At 57.4% G+C, this 20,214-nt stretch carries 29 protein-coding genes; 10 read left to right on the top strand and 19 right to left on the bottom strand.

Going from position 1 to position 20,214, the window contains the following annotated elements; genetic code table 11:
- Nucleotides 1-34 precede the first annotated feature (34 nt).
- Nucleotides 35-1,279 carry a sarcosine oxidase subunit beta family protein gene (locus RA27_RS02485; RefSeq protein WP_039536843.1) on the bottom strand — a complete coding sequence of 415 codons (1,245 nt, stop codon included), beginning with the start codon at nucleotides 1,277-1,279 and terminating at the stop codon, nucleotides 35-37.
- A gap of 178 nt (nucleotides 1,280-1,457) precedes the next feature.
- Between RA27_RS02485 and ccmI the strand changes: the two genes are divergently transcribed.
- From ccmI to RA27_RS02470, 3 genes are read left to right on the top strand one after another with little or no spacing between them, the layout of a single operon-like run.
- Nucleotides 1,458-2,687, top strand: a complete 1,230-nt coding sequence (ccmI, locus tag RA27_RS02480; protein WP_039534657.1) for a c-type cytochrome biogenesis protein CcmI — start codon at nucleotides 1,458-1,460, stop codon at nucleotides 2,685-2,687.
- Nucleotides 2,684-3,148, top strand: a complete 465-nt coding sequence (gene ruvX / locus RA27_RS02475; protein ID WP_039534654.1) for a Holliday junction resolvase RuvX — start codon at nucleotides 2,684-2,686, stop codon at nucleotides 3,146-3,148. Before ccmI ends, ruvX begins: the two co-directional genes overlap by 4 nt.
- 17 nt (nucleotides 3,149-3,165) lie before the next feature.
- A complete protein-coding gene (locus RA27_RS02470) occupies nucleotides 3,166-3,399 on the top strand; it encodes a DUF1289 domain-containing protein (protein WP_039534652.1) in 234 nt (77 codons plus the stop codon).
- Nucleotides 3,400-3,884: 485 nt separating this feature from the next.
- On the opposite strand, the gene RA27_RS02460 is transcribed toward RA27_RS02470, so the two are convergent.
- The 4 genes from RA27_RS02460 to dusA are packed head-to-tail and all read right to left on the bottom strand — an operon-like array spanning nucleotide 3,885 to nucleotide 7,316.
- Nucleotides 3,885-4,613: an STAS/SEC14 domain-containing protein gene (locus RA27_RS02460; RefSeq protein WP_039534648.1), complete on the bottom strand. Its 729-nt coding sequence runs from the start codon at nucleotides 4,611-4,613 to the stop codon at nucleotides 3,885-3,887.
- 36 nt (nucleotides 4,614-4,649) lie between these two features.
- Nucleotides 4,650-5,435 carry a hypothetical protein gene (locus RA27_RS02455; protein WP_039534645.1) on the bottom strand — a complete coding sequence of 262 codons (786 nt, stop codon included), beginning with the start codon at nucleotides 5,433-5,435 and terminating at the stop codon, nucleotides 4,650-4,652.
- Nucleotides 5,429-6,253: a sulfite exporter TauE/SafE family protein gene (locus RA27_RS02450; protein WP_039534643.1), complete on the bottom strand. Its 825-nt coding sequence runs from the start codon at nucleotides 6,251-6,253 to the stop codon at nucleotides 5,429-5,431. The genes RA27_RS02455 and RA27_RS02450 overlap by 7 nt, the downstream gene beginning before the upstream one ends.
- A gap of 28 nt (nucleotides 6,254-6,281) precedes the next feature.
- Nucleotides 6,282-7,316, bottom strand: a complete 1,035-nt coding sequence (dusA, locus tag RA27_RS02445; protein ID WP_082025017.1) for a tRNA dihydrouridine(20/20a) synthase DusA — start codon at nucleotides 7,314-7,316, stop codon at nucleotides 6,282-6,284.
- A 97-nt stretch (nucleotides 7,317-7,413) separates the two neighbouring features.
- On the opposite strand from dusA, the gene RA27_RS02440 reads away from it, so the two are divergent.
- The gene (locus RA27_RS02440) at nucleotides 7,414-8,517 is read left to right on the top strand and encodes a site-specific integrase (RefSeq protein ID WP_039534639.1); all 1,104 of its coding nucleotides are present in this window, start codon (nucleotides 7,414-7,416) and stop codon (nucleotides 8,515-8,517) included.
- Nucleotides 8,518-8,524: 7 nt separating this feature from the next.
- On the opposite strand, the gene RA27_RS02435 is transcribed toward RA27_RS02440, so the two are convergent.
- Together RA27_RS02435 and RA27_RS02430 are read right to left on the bottom strand one after the other, a co-directional pair.
- On the bottom strand, nucleotides 8,525-9,001 hold the full coding sequence (locus RA27_RS02435) for a hypothetical protein (protein WP_206539980.1): 477 nt from the start codon (nucleotides 8,999-9,001) through the stop codon (nucleotides 8,525-8,527).
- Nucleotides 9,002-9,010: 9 nt separating this feature from the next.
- Nucleotides 9,011-9,235 (bottom strand): hypothetical protein, encoded by a 225-nt coding sequence (locus RA27_RS02430; protein ID WP_039534634.1) that lies wholly within the window; start codon nucleotides 9,233-9,235, stop codon nucleotides 9,011-9,013.
- A 111-nt stretch (nucleotides 9,236-9,346) separates the two neighbouring features.
- Between RA27_RS02430 and RA27_RS02425 the strand changes: the two genes are divergently transcribed.
- From RA27_RS02425 to RA27_RS02410, 5 genes are all read left to right on the top strand, one after another.
- On the top strand, nucleotides 9,347-9,760 hold the full coding sequence (locus RA27_RS02425; protein WP_039534632.1) for a hypothetical protein: 414 nt from the start codon (nucleotides 9,347-9,349) through the stop codon (nucleotides 9,758-9,760).
- Nucleotides 9,761-9,887: 127 nt separating this feature from the next.
- Complete coding sequence (locus RA27_RS02420) at nucleotides 9,888-10,301, top strand: hypothetical protein (RefSeq protein WP_152610636.1); 414 nt, start codon at nucleotides 9,888-9,890, stop codon at nucleotides 10,299-10,301.
- Nucleotides 10,298-10,492, top strand: coding sequence for an Rmf/CrpP family protein (locus RA27_RS24020; protein WP_152610635.1), 195 nt, complete (start codon nucleotides 10,298-10,300; stop codon nucleotides 10,490-10,492). The genes RA27_RS02420 and RA27_RS24020 overlap by 4 nt, the downstream gene beginning before the upstream one ends.
- A 19-nt stretch (nucleotides 10,493-10,511) precedes the next feature.
- On the top strand, nucleotides 10,512-10,718 hold the full coding sequence (locus RA27_RS02415; protein ID WP_152610634.1) for a hypothetical protein: 207 nt from the start codon (nucleotides 10,512-10,514) through the stop codon (nucleotides 10,716-10,718).
- 3 nt (nucleotides 10,719-10,721) lie between these two features.
- Nucleotides 10,722-11,114 (top strand): hypothetical protein, encoded by a 393-nt coding sequence (locus RA27_RS02410; RefSeq protein WP_039534627.1) that lies wholly within the window; start codon nucleotides 10,722-10,724, stop codon nucleotides 11,112-11,114.
- Between the two features lie 145 nt (nucleotides 11,115-11,259).
- Here RA27_RS02410 and RA27_RS02405 read toward each other — a convergent pair whose 3' ends face one another.
- Complete coding sequence (locus RA27_RS02405) at nucleotides 11,260-12,066, bottom strand: DNA adenine methylase (protein WP_039536842.1); 807 nt, start codon at nucleotides 12,064-12,066, stop codon at nucleotides 11,260-11,262.
- Between the two features lie 173 nt (nucleotides 12,067-12,239).
- Between RA27_RS02405 and RA27_RS02400 the strand changes: the two genes are divergently transcribed.
- The gene (locus RA27_RS02400; RefSeq protein ID WP_152610633.1) at nucleotides 12,240-12,431 is read left to right on the top strand and encodes a hypothetical protein; all 192 of its coding nucleotides are present in this window, start codon (nucleotides 12,240-12,242) and stop codon (nucleotides 12,429-12,431) included.
- Between the two features lie 9 nt (nucleotides 12,432-12,440).
- Here RA27_RS02400 and RA27_RS02395 read toward each other — a convergent pair whose 3' ends face one another.
- From RA27_RS02395 to RA27_RS23055, 11 genes are all read right to left on the bottom strand, one after another.
- Nucleotides 12,441-13,019, bottom strand: a complete 579-nt coding sequence (locus tag RA27_RS02395) for a hypothetical protein (protein WP_039534621.1) — start codon at nucleotides 13,017-13,019, stop codon at nucleotides 12,441-12,443.
- Between the two features lie 25 nt (nucleotides 13,020-13,044).
- Entirely contained in the window at nucleotides 13,045-13,509 is a 465-nt protein-coding gene (locus RA27_RS02390) for a hypothetical protein (RefSeq protein WP_052265148.1), read from the bottom strand.
- Nucleotides 13,509-13,769: a hypothetical protein gene (locus RA27_RS02385; RefSeq protein WP_039534619.1), complete on the bottom strand. Its 261-nt coding sequence runs from the start codon at nucleotides 13,767-13,769 to the stop codon at nucleotides 13,509-13,511. Before RA27_RS02385 ends, RA27_RS02390 begins: the two co-directional genes overlap by 1 nt.
- Nucleotides 13,735-14,073 carry a hypothetical protein gene (locus RA27_RS02380; RefSeq protein WP_039534615.1) on the bottom strand — a complete coding sequence of 113 codons (339 nt, stop codon included), beginning with the start codon at nucleotides 14,071-14,073 and terminating at the stop codon, nucleotides 13,735-13,737. The genes RA27_RS02385 and RA27_RS02380 overlap by 35 nt, the downstream gene beginning before the upstream one ends.
- Nucleotides 14,066-14,317: a hypothetical protein gene (locus tag RA27_RS02375; protein WP_039534613.1), complete on the bottom strand. Its 252-nt coding sequence runs from the start codon at nucleotides 14,315-14,317 to the stop codon at nucleotides 14,066-14,068. Before RA27_RS02375 ends, RA27_RS02380 begins: the two co-directional genes overlap by 8 nt.
- 10 nt (nucleotides 14,318-14,327) lie before the next feature.
- Complete coding sequence (locus RA27_RS02370) at nucleotides 14,328-15,143, bottom strand: peptidoglycan-binding protein (protein ID WP_039534611.1); 816 nt, start codon at nucleotides 15,141-15,143, stop codon at nucleotides 14,328-14,330.
- A gap of 227 nt (nucleotides 15,144-15,370) precedes the next feature.
- Nucleotides 15,371-15,730, bottom strand: coding sequence for a hypothetical protein (locus tag RA27_RS02365; protein WP_052265147.1), 360 nt, complete (start codon nucleotides 15,728-15,730; stop codon nucleotides 15,371-15,373).
- Between the two features lie 62 nt (nucleotides 15,731-15,792).
- On the bottom strand, nucleotides 15,793-16,710 hold the full coding sequence (locus RA27_RS02360) for a contractile injection system protein, VgrG/Pvc8 family (RefSeq protein WP_241483996.1): 918 nt from the start codon (nucleotides 16,708-16,710) through the stop codon (nucleotides 15,793-15,795).
- 74 nt (nucleotides 16,711-16,784) lie between these two features.
- The gene (locus RA27_RS02355; RefSeq protein WP_039534607.1) at nucleotides 16,785-16,997 is read right to left on the bottom strand and encodes a tail protein X; all 213 of its coding nucleotides are present in this window, start codon (nucleotides 16,995-16,997) and stop codon (nucleotides 16,785-16,787) included.
- On the bottom strand, nucleotides 16,998-17,420 hold the full coding sequence (locus tag RA27_RS02350; RefSeq protein WP_039534604.1) for a phage tail protein: 423 nt from the start codon (nucleotides 17,418-17,420) through the stop codon (nucleotides 16,998-17,000).
- A 12-nt stretch (nucleotides 17,421-17,432) separates the two neighbouring features.
- Complete coding sequence (locus tag RA27_RS23055) at nucleotides 17,433-20,165, bottom strand: phage tail tape measure protein (protein WP_052265145.1); 2,733 nt, start codon at nucleotides 20,163-20,165, stop codon at nucleotides 17,433-17,435.
- Nucleotides 20,166-20,214: the final 49 nt, after the last annotated feature.

Raw genomic sequence — 20,214 nt, 5'->3', positions numbered from 1 at the left:
GAATTCTAATCAGTGGCGCGTTTGGGTCGTCCCCCTAGTGCGCCACCCCGGCAGCGACGCTTTCGTCGATAAAGCGGCCCTCTTTGAAACGATCCAGCGAGAAGGCTTCAGTCAGCGATGAGTGTCCGGTGGCCATCAGTTGTGCCATGCCCCAGCCCGAGCCGGGGATCGCTTTGAAGCCACCAGTGCCCCAACCGCCGTTGATGAAACAGCCCTGCAGCGGTGTTTTCGACAGAATGGGCGAACGATCACCGGTCATGTCCACAATGCCACCCCACTGGCGCAGCATCTTGAGGCGCGAGATCATCGGGAAGGTCTCGACCAGCGCGCGGACGGTTTCTTCGATGTGGTGGAACGAACCGCGTTGGGTGAAGTTGTTGTAGGCGTCTGTTCCGCCACCAATCACCATCTCGCCCTTGTCGGACTGAGACATATAACCATGCACCGTGTTGGCCATCACGACAACATCCATGCAGGGTTTGATTGGCTCGGACACCAGCGCTTGTAGGGCGACGGCCTCCAGCGGCAGACGGAAGCCCGCCATCTCGGCCAACTGACCAGAATGGCCCGCAACCACGATGCCAAGTTTGTCGCAATCGATGGCACCTTTGGTGGTGTCGACGCCGACAACGCGGCCATTTTCCTGACGCACTCCGGTGACTTCGCACTGCTGGATGATGTCCATGCCCATGGCCGAACAGGCACGTGCATAACCCCAGGCCACGGCATCGTGCCGTGCGGTACCGCCCCGTTCCTGCCAGAGCCCCCCCAGAACCGGATAACGCGGACCGTCCAGATTGATGATCGGAACCAGCTCTTTCACGCGCTCAGGACCGATCCACTCGGTCTGCACACCTTGAAGGGCGTTCGCATGAGCGGTGCGCTGATAGCCACGGATTTCGTGCTGAGTCTGTGCCAGCATGATCACGCCGCGCGGGCTGAACATGATGTTGTAGTTCAGATCCTGGCTCAGATCCTCATACAGGCTGCGCGCCTTTTCATAGATCGCCGCCGAGGGGTCTTGCAGATAGTTCGACCGGATGATGGTCGTATTCCGACCGGTATTGCCGCCGCCCAGCCAGCCCTTCTCAATCACGGCAACGTTCTGAATGCCGTAATTCTTGCCCAGGTAATATGCGGTCGCCAGGCCATGGCCACCCGCTCCGACGATAATGGCGTCATAGCGTTTCTTGGGCTCGGGCGAACGCCAGGCGCGTTCCCATCCGGTGTGATAGCGCAGCGCTTCACGCGCAACAGCAAAGGCTGAGTAATGTTTCATGAGCGAATCCATCCGGTCTTCGATGATTGGGGGCAGATATGCCGTGCCCTGACATTTTAACCCTGCCGCACAACGCCGCAATAATGCACTATTGCGACATGACCGCCCCTCGCGGCCATTTGTCCCTTTTTTCCATGCGCTGACAGGTCTAAGTCAGGACAACCATTTTGGAGGGACCATGTCGTTCTGGGTTCTCATCTTCCTGATTGCGCTGCTGATCGCTGTTTTTCTGGGCTATACCGTGCTGCGAGGTCGTCGAGACGACACTCCAACGGCGTCATATGACCTGAATGTGTATCGCGAACAGCTGGCTGGCGTTGACCGAGATCTGGCACGCGGCGTCATTGCCAAGGCCGATGCCGAGCGTGTACGCACGGAAATCTCGCGCCGTATCCTCGCCGCTGATACGCAAATGCGACGCGAAGCCGAAAGCAAAGGGCCATCACGAACGGTGAGGGTCATTGCATTCGTTCTGATGGCGGCAGTTCTGATTGGTGGCGGACTGGCGATGTACCGTCAGTTGGGGGCTGCCGGTTTCCCCGACATGCCGCTTTCGGTGCGACTGGAAATGGCGGAAGACCTGCGAGAAAACCGCCCCAGTCAGGCCGAAGCCGAAGGTATGACCACTCCGGTTCAGACACCAGCGCTGGAAGAAAGCTATGAAACGCTACTGAACCGGCTGCGCGAGACTGTGGCCGAACGCCCCGATGATCTGCAGGGGCACTCTCTGCTGGCGCAACACGAAACCAATGCAGGTAATTTCAAAGCAGGTTACGAGGCCCAGACACGCGTGATCGCCCTGTCCGGCGAGAACGCCCCGGCCCGAGCCTATGCGGATCAGGCCGAAATGATGATTTTGGCGGCGGGTGGATATGTTTCGCCGGAAGCGGAAGAAGCACTGCGGCACGCGCTGGAGCGAGACCCGAATCTGGGTCCTGCACGATACTATTGGGGTCAGATGCTGGCACAGACGGGTCGGCCTGACATGGCTTATCGGGTCTGGGTGGATACATTGCGCGATGCGCCGGCAGGTGCCCCATGGGCCAGCGCCATTCGCGCTCAGATCGATGACCTGGCGTTTCGGGCAGGCGTGTTCAATGCGCCAGACCTTTCCGCGGCACCAGCGGCACCGGGACCAAGTCAGGAGGATATGAACGCCGCCGCCGAATTGTCTCCGGAGGAACGGCAGGAAATGATCCGGGGCATGGTTGACCGGCTTTCGGAACGGCTGGCGAGCGAAGGTGGATCGCCCGAGGAATGGGCACGCCTGATCGCGGCACTGGGCGTTCTGGGAGAAGCCGAACGGGCGATCAGCATCCGCGACGAAGCACGCGCTGTATTTGCCGAAAACGATGAGGCGCTGCAGATGATCGAGGCCGCATCAGCTCAGGCCGGTATTGCGCAATGATCCACGAGACATTTGAAGATTTTTCAGCCGCCCTTTCGCCGATGTCTGCCCTGATGGGGCTGGACCTGGGGGAAAAAACCATCGGGGTCGCGGTATCGGACCGAATGCGCGGTGTCGCATCACCGCTGGAGACCGTTCGACGCAAGAAGTTCACGCTGGATTCCGCACGGCTGATCGAAATCGTGACCGAGCGTGAGATTGGCGGCATTGTTCTGGGCCTGCCCCGTAACATGGACGGCAGCGAGGGGCCACGATGCCAGTCGACCCGTGCCTTTGCGCGGAATCTGACACGTCTGACCGATTTGCCGATCGGCTTCTGGGACGAACGGCTAAGCACTGTTGCGGCGGAAAAGGCCCTGCTTGAGGCGGATACGACACGAAAGCGTCGCGGACAGGTTATAGATCATGTCGCAGCTGGCTATATCCTGCAGGGAGCGCTGGATAGGTTGCGCTTTATCTAACGGATCGGAAAACGCTGATGACGAACATGGTTTGGCAACGGGACGAGGTGGAAAGCCCTTGTGTCCAGATCTGCGTCGTCCACCCGACCGAGCGTATCTGCACCGGCTGTTATCGCACGATTGACGAGATCACCCGCTGGTCCAAGATGGACAGTACCGAGCGGGCCGAGATCATGCAGGACCTTCCGGATCGCAAACCCCGTCTGGCAAAACGCCGTGGTGGACGCGCGGCGCGCCTCAATGGGTCCTGATCAGCAGGTCAGGATTTGTGCGACTGAGTGCGTCTGGAATCGCTCAGCAATTCATGATCCTGCAGTTCTGCGCTGAACAGTTCGACCAACTCGGTTTGCGATGTAGACCGCGCTGGCGGTTGTCTGTTCTCTTCGACAACCGCGCCACTTTCCGGCCGGTTCGGACTTTCTCTGGAAAGTAAGCGTTTTAATACAGAGCCGAATGTCATAGCCCATCCAAAAAAATTTTGCGCCGCTGTGGATCAGCTCCGAACTTGAGGGGGTAGAGAGCCCGGAAACTGAAAACTGAGTGAGTGGTACCCACAGCGGCGCAGAACAGTCATTTACCTACCCGTCAATGCGGGAGGGGTGAGGACTTTTTAAGTTATTTGACCAGCCAGTCAATAATATCATTAACAAGAGCGCAAGTTCCGTTGCGTCATCTCAAAAAAAGACAATACGCGTTATTTCAATTCATTGTTTATAAACGATTTATTCTAGATCAACTACCCGGCCGCGAGCCAGGCTTTCGCATTGTCGAACTCATCTGCGGGGAAGTACTGTGTACGGGTTCCCAAAACATGACTGGCCATGCGCTGAGCCATCTTTTGCCAGCTCTTGTCACCCACAATCGCTGCGCGGTCCAACATGCCGATGTGCCCCGCTGCAAGCCGGAAATGCGCCGCCATTGCCGTAAGTCCTTGCCAGCCATCGAATTCACGCAGGTCAATCAGCAGCCGGAACCCATCGCGCTCACGCAACAATGCGTCCAGATCGGATTGTGCCTGACTGTATTCCTCTGAATCCAGCTTCCCCATCAGGCTGATCTGCACACATGGACCACCCAGGTCGGTCACGTGAATGGTCCCCAGAGATTCGCGTATCCAGCGCCGGGCAGCTTCCAGATCCTCCATTCCGAACACCTGTACCGGGCAAGGCAGGATCGGGGCCGCCAGCCGGATACTGGTCTGTACCCATCCCTGATCGGCAACGACTCCGATCCGATCGAACCCGCGCCAGTGACTGAGGCCCAGCTTTGTGTCGGACCACGCAGCGCCAAGATCATATCCTTTGAACTCCGGCGTCGCGATTGCCAGCAAACGAACTGAATCGTGGTCCTCAAGCGCGGCTTCAATCGCCGGCACCAGCGTGGCAACGTAATCCGCGCTGGTCACCTCGCCCGAAAGCTCCACCTCAATCAGCGCACCGTCAGAGTTTGTGTGGACCGTAATCATCTAACTCATCCTCCAAATCCAAATAATGGCAGGAGGTTACGGGGATTCGATCCATTGCGCCACACCGCCTGGCAACTCGGGGCGGAAATAGGCGATCATCCGTCCATCCGGCCCCGCGCTCGCGTCAGGAACCCATGGCGCAACACCGTGCAGGCAGTGGCGATGCAGCAGATAGGCCTCGCCCGGCCGCGCCGGCAATTCGATGCGCTGGCAGGTCTGAAACACCTCTCGCCGCGCTGCCTGGTAGATATCGGTAATATCTGTTTGACCCAGCGCATTGGCGGATACGCCATCCAGCGCCCGTCGGAACGCTGCACCTAGAATCTTGTGGCTACCGTCCCAAACCACCATCGGCGACGCGTCGGCAGAGGCGTCGGTCAGCGGGATACCCAATATCCAGGCATGAGGCTCATCCACATGGCGACGTCGGTTCGGCCCCATTGGCCTAAGGCCATCCACATGCGCGGCATCCCGGTTGGCGCGATAACGGCTGGCAGCTTCGTTTTCGCCACGCCGGGGCCGCGGATAGCCCGGATAAATTACCGACACCTGTGCCCTATGCAGATCAATCGGCCCGAATTCCTGGTAGGCAAACTCAATCGCTTTGCCGGACAATACAGGCGATCCACCCACCCTGCCCCGCTCATCATTCGCCAACGCATCGACCCCGATGAACCAGGTTCCTTCGCAATCGTGCCAATGCGCATGTTCCGGATCGCCGACCGAGTTCCGGGCAGCGGGTAATACCTCCGCCACCCAATGGGCCAGCGATGCGTCATGCGAAAACTTGATCCAGCCCCTGTCGTGAAAGGTCTCTACCATCCCAAAGCCTTGCGTAGCATGTTCAACGCCACCAGCATCAGGAAAACGGCGAAGACGCGTTTAAGCGGTTTCGGGTCCATCGCATGGGCCAGCTTCACCCCCCATGGCGCGGTGATCACGGTCATGGCCACCACGACACCGAAGGCCACCAGATTGACCGCCCCAATTGTCATCGGCGGGCGGTGCTCAGGGGCGATGTCGAGGAACAGGAAGCCCAGCACCGACGGCACTGCGATGATCACACCAAACCCCGCTGCGGTTGCAACGGCACGGTGGATCGGGGTGTTATAAAGGCTCATGAGCGGGACACCAAAGCTGCCCCCGCCAATCCCCATCAGAACCGAAAGAAAACCGACCGAGGGCGAGAGTACGGCGCGGCGCAGCCCTCTCGGCATCGCATCACCCAAGCGCCACTCGGATTTACCCAACCCGAGATAGATGCCGATACCCATACCGAGAACGCCAAACAGCGCCTGTAGAAACTCGGTCCTTAGCGCCGAAGCCGCCAGGACACCAAGCACGGCGCCAATCGCAATGCCGGGCCCCCAGCCGCGCAGAATTTCCCAATCGACCGCACCTTTTTTGTTGTGGCTCAGCACCGAACGGATCGAGGTCACGATTATGGTTGCCAAAGATGTCGCCAGACACAGTTGCATCAACTGGGGTCCACCATAACCAAGCGTCTGAAACGCATAGAAAAACGCGGGAACCAAGACGATACCGCCACCGACACCCAGCAGCCCGGCCAGAACTCCGGCCAAAGCTCCGATCACAAGCAAAAGGCCCAGCATCTGGGCCAGCAACATCATCTCGGGCATTATCCCCCCATACCGGCCATTGACCGTATCAAACCACCTGTTCCAGTTGTGACGAGCCCGATGCGATCGGCTCAAGCGCCTGCAGGATCACCTCGGGCCCGGCACGATCTCGCACCGCACCCTCAGATAGTATCCGGCGCCAGTTTCGTGCGCCGGGACGCCCGGCAAACAGGCCCAGCATATGTCGGGTGATCTGGTGCAAACGCCCGCCATCGGCAAGGTGTGCCTCAACATAAGGCAGCATCTTTTGCACCACTTGAATCGGGTCGGCAACCTGACCAACCCCGAACAGCTGCGGATCGGCGGCGGCCAGAATATCGGTCGGTTGATGATATGCCGCACGCCCGATCATGACGCCGTCGAGACCAGAATCCAGATGCGCCTGCGCCTGGGCCAGAGTCGTAATCCCGCCATTGATCGAGATGTGAAGGTCCGGAAACTCTGCCTTCATCCGATGTACCAGATCGTAATCGAGTGGAGGGATGTCCCTGTTCTCCTTCGGGCTCAATCCTTGCAGCCATGCCTTGCGCGCATGGATGGTGACGCGCTGGCAACCTGCCGCTTTGATCTGCTCCAGAAAAACGGGCAGCACCTGTGCGGGCTCTTGCTCATCTACGCCGATCCGGCACTTCACCGTGACCTCGACATCCACCGCCTCTTGCATCGCCGCAACGCATTCGGCGACGCGCGCTGGGTCGCGCATCAGCACAGCGCCAAACGTACCCGACTGCACACGATCAGACGGGCACCCACAATTCAGGTTGATCTCATCATAACCCGCCCCTGCCCCCATCACCGCAGCCTGTGCCAACTCATGCGGGTCCGAGCCACCGAGCTGCAGCGCGACGGGGTGCTCCTGCGGATTGTGGTCAAGCAGATGCAACGCCCTTCCCCGCACCAGCGCGGGTGCAGTCACCATTTCGGTATAAAGCAAAGTTTGAGAGCTGAGCAGGCGATGCAGAAACCGACAGTGGCGATCCGTCCAATCCATCATCGGTGCAACGGATAGACGAGATGCATTGTAAGCTGTTGTTTTTATTATAACTTCACCAGTATTTATCATTTTTCTACTTGCCTAATTCCGGCCCATTATTGCCTATTTTTGCCCATTCTGGTCTATTGGTACGATAAAAGTCGTACCCACAATCAAAAGTCGTACCATGGCAACCATACTCGAACGCGAACGCAAAGACGGATCAACAGCCTATGTGGCACAGATCGTTATCAAAAAGAAGGGGCACAAACCGCACAGGGAAGCACGCACTTTCGACAAGCTATCGACGGCAAAAGCATGGGCCAAGAAACGCACCAAAGAACTGAAAGCACCGAATGTCGATTTCTCTAAGATCGGCAACCGCAACCGCCCAAAGCTACGCGACGCAATTACCAGCTACACGTCCGAGAATATGAATGAGATGGGCCGCACGAAAACCCAGTGCCTCAATACCATTCTGGAATACGACATCGCCAACAAGGCATGCGACGACATACGCAGCCACCACCTTGTAGAATTCGCGCGCGAACTCGGGGCCACGAGGACTGCAGCCACCGTATCAAACTATATGTCACATCTAAGCGCAGTCTTCACACTTGCCCGGCCCGCTTGGGATATCCCGTTAGACCCACAGGCAATGAAGGACGCCTTTATCGTCTGCAACCGCCTCGGGATCACCGGAAAGTCCTATCGTCGGGACCGCAGACCCACGATTGATGAACTCAACCAACTGATGGCCTATTTCGAAGAGCGGTGTGAACGATATCCAGACTCGATTCCCATGCATCGCATTACCGGGTTCGCGATGTTCTCAACCCGTCGGCAGGAAGAGATCGCGCGGATTGAGTGGGACGGCCTAAAGGAATCCACCAAGCGTGTTCTGGTCAAAGACCTCAAACACCCCGGAAAGAAAAAAGGCAACGACGTGTACTGCGATCTGCCAGACCCCGCATTTGCAATCGCTGACGCAATGCCAAGCACCGAAGATCGGATTTTCCCCTACAACCACCGCACAATCAGTTCGCATTTCACCCGCGCGTGCAAGTTTCTTGAGATCGAAAACCTGCGGTTTCACGACCTGCGGCACGACGGCATTTCGCGCCTGTTTGAAATGGGCCTGACGATCCCGCAGGTGGCCGCTGTGTCAGGACACAGATCATGGCAATCCTTGCAGAGATATACGCACATTGAAGAAAGCGGGGACAAATACGAAGGCTGGGAATGGAAAGAAAAACTGTCCCTGCCCGCAAAGCAGGAACAGTGCGTTTGAACAAAGGCTAAGCGGCAACAGACCGTAGGTGTTCAACCAGCTGGGCGATACTGCTTTCGGCAGATGTATGAGTGATCCATACGCCCCCTGCCCCTTCCCATTTGGAGCGGTGCTGCGGTCGATCATCTATCAATGTGTCACCCGGTTGGCAGTATTTTCGCTTGTCGCCTGACATACAAACTACCATTGGGACACCGGGGAAATGCTCATTAGCCCAAGCAAGCTTTTGCGGCTCTGCCCACCCGCCGCGCGGGCAACCGGTCAGAATAATTGGCCTCATGTGCGAAACAGCATCGAACAATTCACGCGCGTCCGGCATCAAGGGCAGGTCACGATAGAAAGTAGGCTGCTCGGATTTAATGTCTCGCCAAAATATGCTGGCCCCGCTCTTGTCCTGATAGTCGCGCGGGGGAGACCCAAAACAGGTTTCGAAATGACGGTCGAAATCAGCCAGAACACCGTCACAATCCAAGAATAGTCGCATCATGCTCACCTAAGCCTCACCCCGCTCCGATCCGCGCTTATAGCCGATCTGATCCAAGATTAGCTTTCGACCAAAATCATTACGATCCGCGAACCCCTGCTCTTCGATATGGCGATCCAACGCTGCCTGCTCATCATCAGTGAACAGCAGAACAACCCGGTTCTTGCGCTTTAGCGCCTCTGGCTTCGGCTTCCGTCCCAAGCGTGCCTCTTTTGATGTCTCGGCGACATTCATAAACAGCCCTCCTTTTCGATTGCAATAAAAATACACATCACGGCTTGACGGTTAGGATATGTATTTCTATATCTATTGCAATAGTTATTGAAACACATAGAGGGAAAACCGATGCTGAACCCCACCCTGAAAATCGTTTGCCATTCTTTGTACGCCGCAGAGAAATACCTGATTACATTCACGGATGGGAAAGCGCGCTGCCACATCTGGTCCAAAGGACCCGGCGAGTTTAGCGAAAAATTGCACCGCAACACCCCGACGGGAAAGACCTACCCCAGCGGCATTGAAGAAACGCACCACACATCAGTTCGGTATGCTCAATTTAAGAAGTATGATCGCATCCGCGAACGGCTGAACACCCTATCACCCGCAGCATTCAAACTAGCCCGCGAAGAGTTTGAGCTCGAGGAAGCCGCAAAGGCAGAAGCCAAGGCAAAGGCACAGCACGAAGAAGACTTGTCCAAGCTGAGAGAACTGGCCGACCGCCTTGGATACGATCTGGTGCAGAAACCGGCAGCTGCTTAGTCCCCTCCAACCGCAGAAAGGGAACACTGTCATGCCGAGATCAGAAGTCTGCAAAAACTGCTGCCCCGATGGCGGCGCTTTGTTCGATCTAGACTATGGGTGCTGGCCGCACATTACGACCAAAGTAATGATGGAAGAGCCTGCATGGGTGAAGGTTTGCCGCAACTGCGGTCACTACAAACCACAACGCAAACGCCGCCCCCGGCTGACGTTTGACGAAATCCTCAAACTGAAAGACGACAATCGTCTGCGCAGCAAGAGAGATCGCGCAATATTCCATGCGTTTGCCGATGCCGGGGTTTGGGCCGAGTATAAGGAAGTTTGCGAAGAGTATGCCGAAATCTGCCGGGAACGTGGCATCGCAAAATATGCGATCCTGCTGCACTGGGCGTTAAACACTTACCACCGCGACAAGCTGGCCGAGGTAAGAAAGGGCATGAAACTCTGGGAAGTAAACCACCACATCAACAGCATCAAAGGCGATTTAAAAAGGGCCGCTGAGATGCTGGACGCCCTAAAGGCAAAAGAGGTAGCACAATGAAACAACAGACCGTAGTCACACCGGAAGATCGCGAAGAAGCGAAGCAGTGGGGGATGCGCGCTGGAAACTCCGGCCTGTCGCCCGCTGTTTGCCCCTACTCGAAGTCCGAACCACTCCGGGCTGACTGGATGCGGGCATACACACTGGCAACCCGCCAGAGAATTAGCCATGGCGGCGCGTCACCCATCTAGCAAAACATGGAAGATGAACATGCAGTATAAACCACCAAAAGGCATCCTGTCGCACCCCGGCGTGGAAGCATGCGACAGTGGCGAAGCTGGCGGATCAGACTACAAACACGACGTGCTGCTTAAGGTCGGCTGGGCCTTCACAAACGGACGAATGGCAGGATGTCGAACTGGGCTCTTTCACACCGTCAGCGACTTCAAACACGCCGAGTCAGTTGAAGGTAAGTGAACCATGGAAGAACGCCACGAACAAAGGATTTCCAGCGCCGCCGAGGCGCTTGGAGACTTGCCGCCCCATCTGGCAGATGAATACGGCCACTACCTAAGTGTTGAAGATCGTGAGTATGAGCCGTCCTTGGGTGACTTTCTGGCACAATGGATTGCCCGCCACGAAGACGATCCGAAAGCCGGATGGCTTGATCGCCAGTCGCTGCGCTTCATCAGGAAAGCTCTGATCAGCGCGCGGATCGCGATCCCGACCAGCGAACTTGATGCCGCGTACATTGAGAGATGGCGAAGCGATGGAAAGTCTAACGTCTGGTTCCGGCAGGACGGCACAGCCTACGAATTCGAACCCGATTTTGACGAAGAGCAAAAGCATAGATCGCAACGCCAAAAACAATGAAGGGCTGGCCGAGGGGGAATTGGCCAGCCCTTCTTTGGGGGATGTCAATCTATACGGACAGACCGACGACACCCCCATATTCCCCGTCGCGAGTGAGCGAAATTAGGGAATTCCCGTAGAGCGCAAAATAGTACGATAACCAGACCTAGATTAAGCTGGTTTTGACTTCGCGATTTGAGATGATCAATTCCTTCGCCTCGGTCGCCCCACCTTTTGATACCGAGTATTTCAGCTTGACCGGCTCCAAGTGGAACGCAGCGAAGCACTCACGGATTTCAGGCACATCGTTGATCGACAGAATGAAGGCACCCTTGATTGACGACAAGGCGTCCGCCATGCGCTCATATTCAGCGCGCTCAAACATATTTTTCCCATAGTCGCTTTCACCGCCCCAGTAAGGCGGATCTAGGTAGAACAGAGTACCCGCACTATCCCAGCGCGACACAACATCTTCCCACGACAGGTTCTCGAACACGACGCCATCTAGGCGTTCGTGCGCGGCGTCCAGAATGGGTTCCAGCTTGGCAAGGCTGAACCGAGGCGCGGTGCCCGGCGAAACCCCAAACACCCCCCGAACCTGCCCACCAAAGGCGAGTCGCTGCAAATACAGGAAACGCGCTGCCCGTTCGAGATCGGTCAACGTCAGAGGGTCGCTGGCGCGCAAGCGCTCGAACTCACGACGGGATGCGACTTGAAACCGCATCACTTCCAGAAACTGCGGGTAGTGGCGCTGCAGGATGCGAAACAGATTGGTGATCTCGCCATTCAGATCGTTGGCGACTTCGCAGGCCGGTTTCCATGTTCTACGAAGAAAAACACCGCCCATCCCTACAAATGGCTCGACGTAGGTGTCGTGCTTGATCCGGTCGATACGATCAATAATCGTCTTGTGCAGCACCTTCTTTCCGCCCAGCCAAGGTGCAACTGGGGCGGCGGGTGAAACTTTTTGCATTGTCGTCATGGTTGTTTCCAGAATAAGAAACGCCCGCTCTCGCGCGAGAGAGTCGGGCGACGTTTCTGGACAGATTGCGTCGGCGCAGCCGGTGTGAACAAGTGGCTGCGTGGTTGCGGTGTTAGCGCACCGCGACCCCCGCCAATTCGGGGAAAGAAGATATGGACCATGTTATGAAAATTATCGCCGTCACGCTGGCGATCATATGCGTCAGCGCGACGGCTTATACGGGCTATCTATGGTTCAAATCAGATACGATTGAATTCGCGTTCGCCGATGTCCCGAAAGACATCGCCGTGTCGGCACTTATTGCCATATGGAGCGGCATTTTCAGCGCCGTGTTTTGGCATTTCAGCGACAATTGAACTTCGCGGTCAATCGTCCCAGTCATCCGACCGGGGCGTGATCCCCGTGAACATGCCGATGCTGCCACGGGTGCGGCCTCTGGACATCGCCTTGACCTTCCAGCCGATACGCAGATACAGCCGGAACTCTTTTGACGTCCAGCGCCAAACACGAATAACCCCGAAGCTATAGCCGGGCTGGAACTCGAAAAACCGCAACCCGTTGGCTTCGACCTCAACGTAGCTAAAGGACCAGCCCCGGCGCGGGGCCTCATAGCTTCCCGTCGTGCGCAGAACGGACCAATCTACATCTTTGTGATGCAGTGGAATGCCCATCATGTAGCGCAAGCGGTACGCCCGGTTTCGCCAAAGCCATCGGCACAACCCGGCCCGCTGCCCCCATCTTTCGACCACTGCAGCTGTAGCCGGTTCTGACAGCGGGCCAGACCACCCCACATTGTCGTGGGTTTCAAGCCACCGGACTATGTAAGGAAGTCGCCCTTCACGATCCGCGAAGATAACGGCGACCGGCACAAGCGGCCACGCCAGCAGTTTCCCAATGATGTGCAAAGGCAGAAAGCACACAAAACGAATGATCATCCAGACCATTGAAAAGACCTCATTGTGTTGGGATTCAGGAAGAGACAGGCGCGGCCCGCAAAGGCCACGTCACGATGTCGAAGAGCATCTGCGGAGAAACCCTGTGGGGATCGGGCAGACCCAGCGCGGCGGCGCATAGCTCGGAACAGAACCAACGCGCCTTGTCGTGCCCGCCAAATGCAAAGAAGTGCGACAGGATCAGTCCGGGGTAGTCATAGGGCGCCCCTATCCGCTCACGAATATACGCCTCGGGATCGGCAGACGGGATTGCCAGTTCCACCAAATCCCAATGCTCAGGGCTGAGATGGATCATCTTTTCCCGCACGCCACCGTCGCGACCAGATGATGACAAGCAAACGTACTCAGACCCAAGTTCGACCGGGCCGGGTATGAACTCTACATGAGAGTAGCGACCACGGGTTGCAGCACGGATCACAGCATCAGTAGCGCGCGACCAAAAATCGGCCGAGCGCCCCTTGTAGAAGGCCAGAGTGATCATCAGCTGCGACTGGCCCTCAAACCGTCATACCAATCAGCACAGCGCTGTATGCGGTCATTCTGCCCCGACAGCGCCGCATCAGCTTTCAGCAGCGCGACATCCAGACGATCACCGATAGCTACGCCGCTGCGGACCAGCTGGCGGCAATCATCGGGATATTCCGGCAGGGCATTCTGGGCGCGCAGTTCCCCTGCCCGCCGCCCTGCGTCCCGCGCTTGTTCAAACTCAGTTTGACTGCAGGCGGCGCAGAAGATCAGCACCGACAACGCCGTCAGGATTGATTTCGGTTTCACGCTCATAAGCCTCCAATTCCACAGCCAGTCGCATCGCTTCGCCGCGCGCGACCTGAATTTTCTCTTGCAAGTGATGCTTTGCGGCGTTTTCGACCGCGATCTGCGCCCGCAGGGCATCAAGTTCAGCGCGCGTGGCCGATATGTCGTATTCCTGCTCGCACTGAGAAATGGCCAGTTCCCGCGCCCGTTTTGCGACCATCGAACGATCCAAGACAAACGCAGCCCCCAACGCGGCCACAACGACCACGCCAATCACGATCCGATTAACCATTGATGCGCCCCCTCCCTTTCCATTGGACGGTTGCCCAGTCCATGCCGTGCGCCGCTGCCAGCCACGTAAAGACCGCAGGAGCGGCATAACGAACCATCTCTTTTGCAAAGAGCGCCTTGACGCCCATGGCGTCCAATACGGACACCACGACCGCCGCTGACAGCCAGATCAGGAATAGGAACCAAGCGCTTTCGCGCTTGCCGGTGTCGCCACCAATCACCTTGTTTTTGAACCATTCAAACACGGCGCACCCCTCACAACCGGGCGAATTGGAAGTGCATCCAATCCGCGCCCCACGCATAGCCTGCGGGCGTGCCGCCGTGCGCCATGACGATGTTCCAGAACGGCTCATAGTCGGAATGGGCGAATTGCGCCCTGTCGGCCCCCCAGCGCAGCTGGTTTTTCGCCGGGTTCAGATCGAGTGCCGCGCCATAAGCGTGAGTAGACAGCGTGTCGCCGCCGCGCTTCTTTCTGTAGTTGAAGCACCCGCCGTAAATATTGAGGTTCAAACGCTCAATATCCGCCTGACCGTAATGCTTTACGGCATGCCGAAAAATGTCCGTAAACGGGCGCGCAAGCTTTTCATGGCAGAAGAAACGACGAATGACCTGCTGCTTGTTCCAAGCCAGCAACATCGGGAATGGCAGCACGACTTCGCCAGCCGTGCACTGAGGTCCGCCTGCCGCCCCATAGAACGTGTGCATATCCGATTGACGCGGGAATAGCGCCTGATTTGCGTGTGTTCGCGCACCCTTGACGGGCACAATCGGAACGGACCACGAAACGCCAGCCTTTTTGCTACGCCACGCGATCAGGGCTTCGGACGTGTTGTGACCGACGTAACCGTCGATATGGCCCGGCTCGAACCCGCCCGCATGTAGGACCGCTTGCGCGGCCCCGATCAAACGGCGACGGCGCGACCACCTGTCGGGTGGCTTCCGGTAAGAACGGGCGTGCAGCTTTTCGACTGCGGCTACAGCTGAATAGGTCTTTGGCCCCGCCGTGCCATCAATTGCACCTTTATAGTAGCCAGCATCGGCCAGCACCAATTGGATGTCCGACACATTCATGTCACACCTCAAGAGTTTGAATTTTCGTTTGGTTTGCAGCCCGACCCTGATCACTCGTCAGTCGTCGCGGCTATACTCGCGCAGCAGTGGCTATCCCAAAAAGCGAACAAGAATGAAGGTGATCAATATCGCCAACCAAAGAGCCACCGACGTAGACCACCTGATCGACTTGTATACTGGCGACCGCACAATACGCTTGAAGAAGTGATACGCCTGAAAGAAGTGGATCATTTGTTGGCCCTCCGCATCCAGCGCAAGAACCAATCCATAACCACTTCGCGTGACTCCGTGATGATGGAATGCGCAGCCCAGCCCAACAGAAAGGACACGATCAACAGACCGCCCGGCCCGGCTTCGAACTTGATCAGGGCCAACAGAAACGGACCACCAAAAGTGCCCGCAACGGTATTGAACACCACGATCATACTGGCCTTCTTAGGCTGCCAGCCGTCCAATTCCAGCACAGCCACTACCGCGCCAAGCAGAGCGATTATCAGGAATTCCCACGCCGAACCCCGTGCGGCCAACCATGAACCAGCCACGGCAAAGAGGCCCGCTGACGCAGACCCGATCACTTCCATTTTCATTTTTGGTTTTCTCTCTAGATTTCAGTCACAGCCCGATGGCGCAACAACCGCGCCAGCACTTGTTATTCCGCCCGCAGTTTTCCTGAGACGGACGTGCGAAACCCACTGGCCTTGGTATATTGATGGGTCACGCGATCCAGAATGAACTCAATACCATCTACAAACGGGTGAACCCCCGCAAAAACCAAAGGCTGACCAGCCAGCAGATCAGGCCGACCACTCACCCAGCATGACATCGATGTGGCACCGCGCAGCATCTCGCGGGCCGCTGACTTAGCCGCGGCCTCGGCCTCTTCCTTGGAGGCGTAGGGCCACTTCAAGACGTGTTCACCAGTAGCGCTGTCATCCCCCGGAACCACGACCGGGCGGCGCTGCGCCCCATTTCTGTCATGCCAATACGCCTTGACGGTTTTGAACCGGTCCACGTCCGTCTCTGAAACCTTGCAGCTTCCGGTAATCAGCGTTTCCGGGCTGATAACAGCCGGTCCAATCGTTGCACCGCCTGCCGTTTTGCCAGCCCCACGCTCCAACCACAAAAGCAGGCCGTTCTTGATACTGAACAATGCACCGTGCCGCAGGGCCAGCCGATCCAGAAAGGACAAATCGGATTCATCCTGCTGGCCAATCCACGGGTAAACATAGCTCGACACAGCGTCGGCGATCTTAGTTTCCAGCCCGTACTCGCCCGCGATCCCGCTGACGATGCTCTTGATGCTGGAATTGTCCCAATGCCTTGATTTTCCCGCCTTCATTTCTGAACGCAGGTCTGCCGAATGACCTTTGACCGTGATCGTGTTCGGCAGACAGGACCGCGATACGCTGTTGATGACGAAGTTTCCAAGGAACGTGACAATGACACCTATCGTCACCACAACCGATACCGCAGCGCCCCGTCGTGGCGGGGCAACATGCGGCTGGCCATCGCTCAACGTCATCGTCAAGGAATCTGACTGGATGCCTTCATTATCCGTGATACTCAAACTGATCAGCCTGGAATCAAAGATTGAGCCAACCGGCTTGCCATCAACCGTGATTACAACAATCGGGCGTATCATTAGTCCCAGAGCCTCACGGATTGCGTGGTAAGGGATTGCAGGTTCAGATCAGGCAAGATGATTGACGCCCCACGCGGAAGCCGGTGCGCCACATCCTTGAGCGTTGGGTTGGCCTCCAATACACGTTCAACCGCCCCGGCTTGACGCCCATATTCCCGCTGGCAGATCAGGTCCAACGCTTCACCTTCGCCGGTTGTGTAGGTTCTCGCCATCTACAGCGCCCCCAGTATTGACAGCAGCGACAGACCGCTGCCCTTTCGTTTCAGTTCGATGGAATAGGCATTGCGACCGGGCGTACCGAAACGGTCATGAAACGCCCGATCTTCGTCAATTTTCTGGATGGCATGGCTTCCAAAAACCGAACCACCCAGTGACACCAGCATCAGCGGAATGCCATTTTTTGCCGCCAACCGAAGCCCTTCCAACGTGCCAAGCCCGCCAAATTCCCTCGGGAACAAGACACCGTTGATCGTGACGGTTTCTGACCGTGGGCCAGTCCATTGCAGTTCATTGAACCCGCCCACGGTTTCCAGTTCAGCCCAAGTCACATCGGTTGAGCGCCCAAGATTGGTGTAACCGAAGCCATGCGACTCAAAGAGGAACGGCCCCAGCGCCAGCGTTACAGGTCCAGCCATTCAAATAGCCTCCTAACCATCAGAGAAACTTGCCGAAAGCGTTGCCGACAACCTTTCGCCAAGCCTGTCCTCCATCACATCCACCAAACCGTCGGGATCAGAGACGCCAGACGGTGCCGTAACCTCAAAACGCTCAATGTGAATACTCACTCCGCCGCCCAAACCGGGCGCACCCCGACCACCAAGCGAACCCGCAGCTGACGAAGCCGCGCTCTTCGCACCCCGCGCCAGACTATTCATCTGGACTAGCTGCGAATGCGTGGCGACGTAGGAGTCCCGGCTGGCAAAGATCGGTTCAGGGCCACGCTCACCCGCCATGTACGAGTGAAAGGCCCGCATCCGGCCACCAAGCGAACGTGCGCCAGTAACCGGCGTGACTTCCCGACCGTAGCCCAGAGATTGACCGCGCCGAACAACTGCGGCCCGCTCAGCGGGATCGGATGACGATCCACTTGCCGAACCGCCAAACAATCCGAAACCGGAAAGGTCGAACTTAGGAACGATCGCAGACCAATCCCAAACCGGCAGAAGATCGGCCCATTCAAAACCGAACCAGTTTTCCCAACCGATACCCGGTATGAAGATCGACCATGGTAGCAGCGCCAGTCCGATTGCCTTCCATGTGAACAGTCCAACCTTGGACGCCAGACCCTTCCAATCAATGTCCGGTATCCATTCCCGCCACGGCAGTTCGCTAAGGCCAAGATACTTCCATGCGAACATGCCGATCTCTGCCGCCATCACAGCCCAACCAATCACCGGGATCAGGCGCAACGCCCCGCGCGCAAACCACTTGAGCGGCGTGATCAGACGCCCCCAGCCGCGCGCGTTCATGCCGAACTTACCCGACCGGGAAGCAAGCCCACCCCACGATACTGCAGGCAGAAGGCTTGCGCCCCAGCGAACCGGCGAGATCAGTGAGGCAAGCCGAAAGCGCGGCATCCGACCGAGCATTCGGAAACGCCCGCCCAACCGCGTCAGACTGCCTCCCGCGAAGATCGCCCGAGCGCCCAGACCAACCAAGCCAAACCTAAGAACAGCCAGAGACCCAATCAGACCCGCAGCTGCTGTCAGCATTACGCCACCGGCAACCGCCATGGCACCAAGGGCGAGACCGCCAACCAGCAACCACTTTGTCAGCTTCGGATGCTCTTTGATCCAATCGGTTGTCGCACCGATCAGTTCCCGCGTCAGAACAAGCAACTCATTGTAGAGCGGCAGTATGGTTTCACCGGCCACCGTTTTGAGCCGCTTCCACTCATTCCCAGCCAGTTGCTCATTGTTCTCGGTTGTTTTGGCGCGCTCCTGATATTCCCGCTCCACGCTACCCAAGAACTCGCGCTCATCGGCCACAAGCCCCAGAGCTTCGCGCAACAGGTCCAAATTGGTCAGCAACGGCGCAATTGCACGCGCCTCATCGCCAAAGATGTCCGATGACGCAGACGCCCTCAGATGTTCGGGCAGCTGCGCAATGCGCTCGAATACATCAATGGTCGTGCCTACAGCGTCCTGCTGCAGCCGCTTCGCTACATCCTCGGGGTTCAAACCGATGCTCTTGAACGCGGCGCTCTGGCGCTTGGTAGCCCCTGCCCCGCGCGCCAAGGCCCGCCCGGTGTTCCTGAATGAAGTCGCCGCCACATCAGGCTGCGCACCCGCCGCAATCATGGCCGAACCAAAGGCCAGCGTCTCAGACGGGGCAAACCCATACTGAGTGCCAGACGCACCCGTGCGCGAAATGAAATCCAGCACATCCGGTGCGGTCGAAGCCATGTTGTTCGACAGATGGTTGATACCATCGAACAGCACGCCCGTTTCATCCAGCGTCAGGCTCAAAGCGGTCCTGATCTTGGCCATAGCCGTGCCGGACTTTTCGGCGGCTATGTCGAAGGCAACGCCCACTTTGGATGCCCGCTCAGCAAACGGAAGCAATTCATCGTTCGCGAAATCCGACTGTCCGCCCGCCGCAACGATGTCGGCGATGTTCTCAGCAAGCATCGGAATGTCCGTGGACAAATCCAGAATACTTGACTTCATCCGCGCTTCATCAGCCGGGCTGCTAAAATCCACAACTTTGCGGATCTCGGACATCGCCGTTTCAATCGTCTTGGCCTCATCCAGAGGATCGGACAGCGCCGTTACGATCCGACGCCCGGTCTGCTGAGATGCGCCGCCCACAAAGCTAAGGTTTGCGGCGCGCGCCAAGTCGCGATCCATACGCTCACGACCAGCAGCGATACGTTGCTGCATCTGGTCCAGACGGCGCATCTTTTCCATACGACGGTCAAACGCAGAAGTCCCGCGATCCAGCGCCGTCGCCAGACGACGCTCATCAGACGCCAGATCGTTGGTGTCTACACCCGCGCCGCGCAGCTGGTTACGCAATCCGCCCAGTTGCTCACGATTGCGATTGTGCGACTTTGCCAAACGGTCGGCAGTTTTGCGGGCCGCATCAAACTCACGACGCAGCTTTTCTGTCGGATTCTTTGTGGCCCGAATTTCAGCCTTCAGCTGGCGGACTCGCTCCTGCGCGCGCGACAGGGCGTTAGCCGATTTCTCAACCGCGTCCCGCTTTTTCTTGAAATCCTCAATAAGCTTGAGTGGGCCACGAATACCTTGTAGCCGTCCAAGCTCAGTCCGAACGCCATCCGCAAAACGCCCAGTAACCGTCTGCATTTTCCGAACGTCGGCAGAATACTTGTCCACCGCACGGATGGTCAGCTGCGTTTCTATGCGTTTGGTCGCCATTTCCCGCCGTTCACCTTGAAAATGTTGAGGAAAACACCCATCTTAGGTG

This window comes from Ruegeria sp. ANG-R (assembly GCF_000813985.1).
In the GTDB taxonomy this organism is placed as follows: Bacteria; Pseudomonadota; Alphaproteobacteria; order Rhodobacterales; family Rhodobacteraceae; genus Ruegeria.
The sequence above is the reverse complement of the archived record's forward strand: the minus strand, read 5'-3'. Positions and strand labels throughout refer to the sequence as shown.

Bases quoted from the DNA above. Each gene is read 5' to 3' on its own strand.
- RA27_RS02485 (WP_039536843.1), bottom strand. From the start codon at position 1,279: ATGAAACATTACTCAGCCTTTGCTGTTGCGCGTGAAGCGCTGCGCTAT.
- ccmI (WP_039534657.1), top strand. From the start codon at position 1,458: ATGTCGTTCTGGGTTCTCATCTTCCTGATTGCGCTGCTGATCGCTGTT.
- ruvX (WP_039534654.1), top strand. From the start codon at position 2,684: ATGATCCACGAGACATTTGAAGATTTTTCAGCCGCCCTTTCGCCGATG.
- RA27_RS02470 (WP_039534652.1), top strand. From the start codon at position 3,166: ATGACGAACATGGTTTGGCAACGGGACGAGGTGGAAAGCCCTTGTGTC.
- RA27_RS02460 (WP_039534648.1), bottom strand. From the start codon at position 4,613: ATGATTACGGTCCACACAAACTCTGACGGTGCGCTGATTGAGGTGGAG.
- RA27_RS02455 (WP_039534645.1), bottom strand. From the start codon at position 5,435: ATGGTAGAGACCTTTCACGACAGGGGCTGGATCAAGTTTTCGCATGAC.
- RA27_RS02450 (WP_039534643.1), bottom strand. From the start codon at position 6,253: ATGCCCGAGATGATGTTGCTGGCCCAGATGCTGGGCCTTTTGCTTGTG.
- dusA (WP_082025017.1), bottom strand. From the start codon at position 7,316: ATGATAAATACTGGTGAAGTTATAATAAAAACAACAGCTTACAATGCA.
- RA27_RS02440 (WP_039534639.1), top strand. From the start codon at position 7,414: ATGGCAACCATACTCGAACGCGAACGCAAAGACGGATCAACAGCCTAT.
- RA27_RS02435 (WP_206539980.1), bottom strand. From the start codon at position 9,001: ATGCGACTATTCTTGGATTGTGACGGTGTTCTGGCTGATTTCGACCGT.
- RA27_RS02430 (WP_039534634.1), bottom strand. From the start codon at position 9,235: ATGAATGTCGCCGAGACATCAAAAGAGGCACGCTTGGGACGGAAGCCG.
- RA27_RS02425 (WP_039534632.1), top strand. From the start codon at position 9,347: ATGCTGAACCCCACCCTGAAAATCGTTTGCCATTCTTTGTACGCCGCA.
- RA27_RS02420 (WP_152610636.1), top strand. From the start codon at position 9,888: ATGATGGAAGAGCCTGCATGGGTGAAGGTTTGCCGCAACTGCGGTCAC.
- RA27_RS24020 (WP_152610635.1), top strand. From the start codon at position 10,298: ATGAAACAACAGACCGTAGTCACACCGGAAGATCGCGAAGAAGCGAAG.
- RA27_RS02415 (WP_152610634.1), top strand. From the start codon at position 10,512: ATGCAGTATAAACCACCAAAAGGCATCCTGTCGCACCCCGGCGTGGAA.
- RA27_RS02410 (WP_039534627.1), top strand. From the start codon at position 10,722: ATGGAAGAACGCCACGAACAAAGGATTTCCAGCGCCGCCGAGGCGCTT.
- RA27_RS02405 (WP_039536842.1), bottom strand. From the start codon at position 12,066: ATGCAAAAAGTTTCACCCGCCGCCCCAGTTGCACCTTGGCTGGGCGGA.
- RA27_RS02400 (WP_152610633.1), top strand. From the start codon at position 12,240: ATGAAAATTATCGCCGTCACGCTGGCGATCATATGCGTCAGCGCGACG.
- RA27_RS02395 (WP_039534621.1), bottom strand. From the start codon at position 13,019: ATGGTCTGGATGATCATTCGTTTTGTGTGCTTTCTGCCTTTGCACATC.
- RA27_RS02390 (WP_052265148.1), bottom strand. From the start codon at position 13,509: ATGATCACTCTGGCCTTCTACAAGGGGCGCTCGGCCGATTTTTGGTCG.
- RA27_RS02380 (WP_039534615.1), bottom strand. From the start codon at position 14,073: ATGGTTAATCGGATCGTGATTGGCGTGGTCGTTGTGGCCGCGTTGGGG.
- RA27_RS02370 (WP_039534611.1), bottom strand. From the start codon at position 15,143: ATGAATGTGTCGGACATCCAATTGGTGCTGGCCGATGCTGGCTACTAT.
- RA27_RS02365 (WP_052265147.1), bottom strand. From the start codon at position 15,730: ATGAAAATGGAAGTGATCGGGTCTGCGTCAGCGGGCCTCTTTGCCGTG.
- RA27_RS02355 (WP_039534607.1), bottom strand. From the start codon at position 16,997: ATGGCGAGAACCTACACAACCGGCGAAGGTGAAGCGTTGGACCTGATC.
- RA27_RS02350 (WP_039534604.1), bottom strand. From the start codon at position 17,420: ATGGCTGGACCTGTAACGCTGGCGCTGGGGCCGTTCCTCTTTGAGTCG.
- RA27_RS23055 (WP_052265145.1), bottom strand. From the start codon at position 20,165: ATGGCGACCAAACGCATAGAAACGCAGCTGACCATCCGTGCGGTGGAC.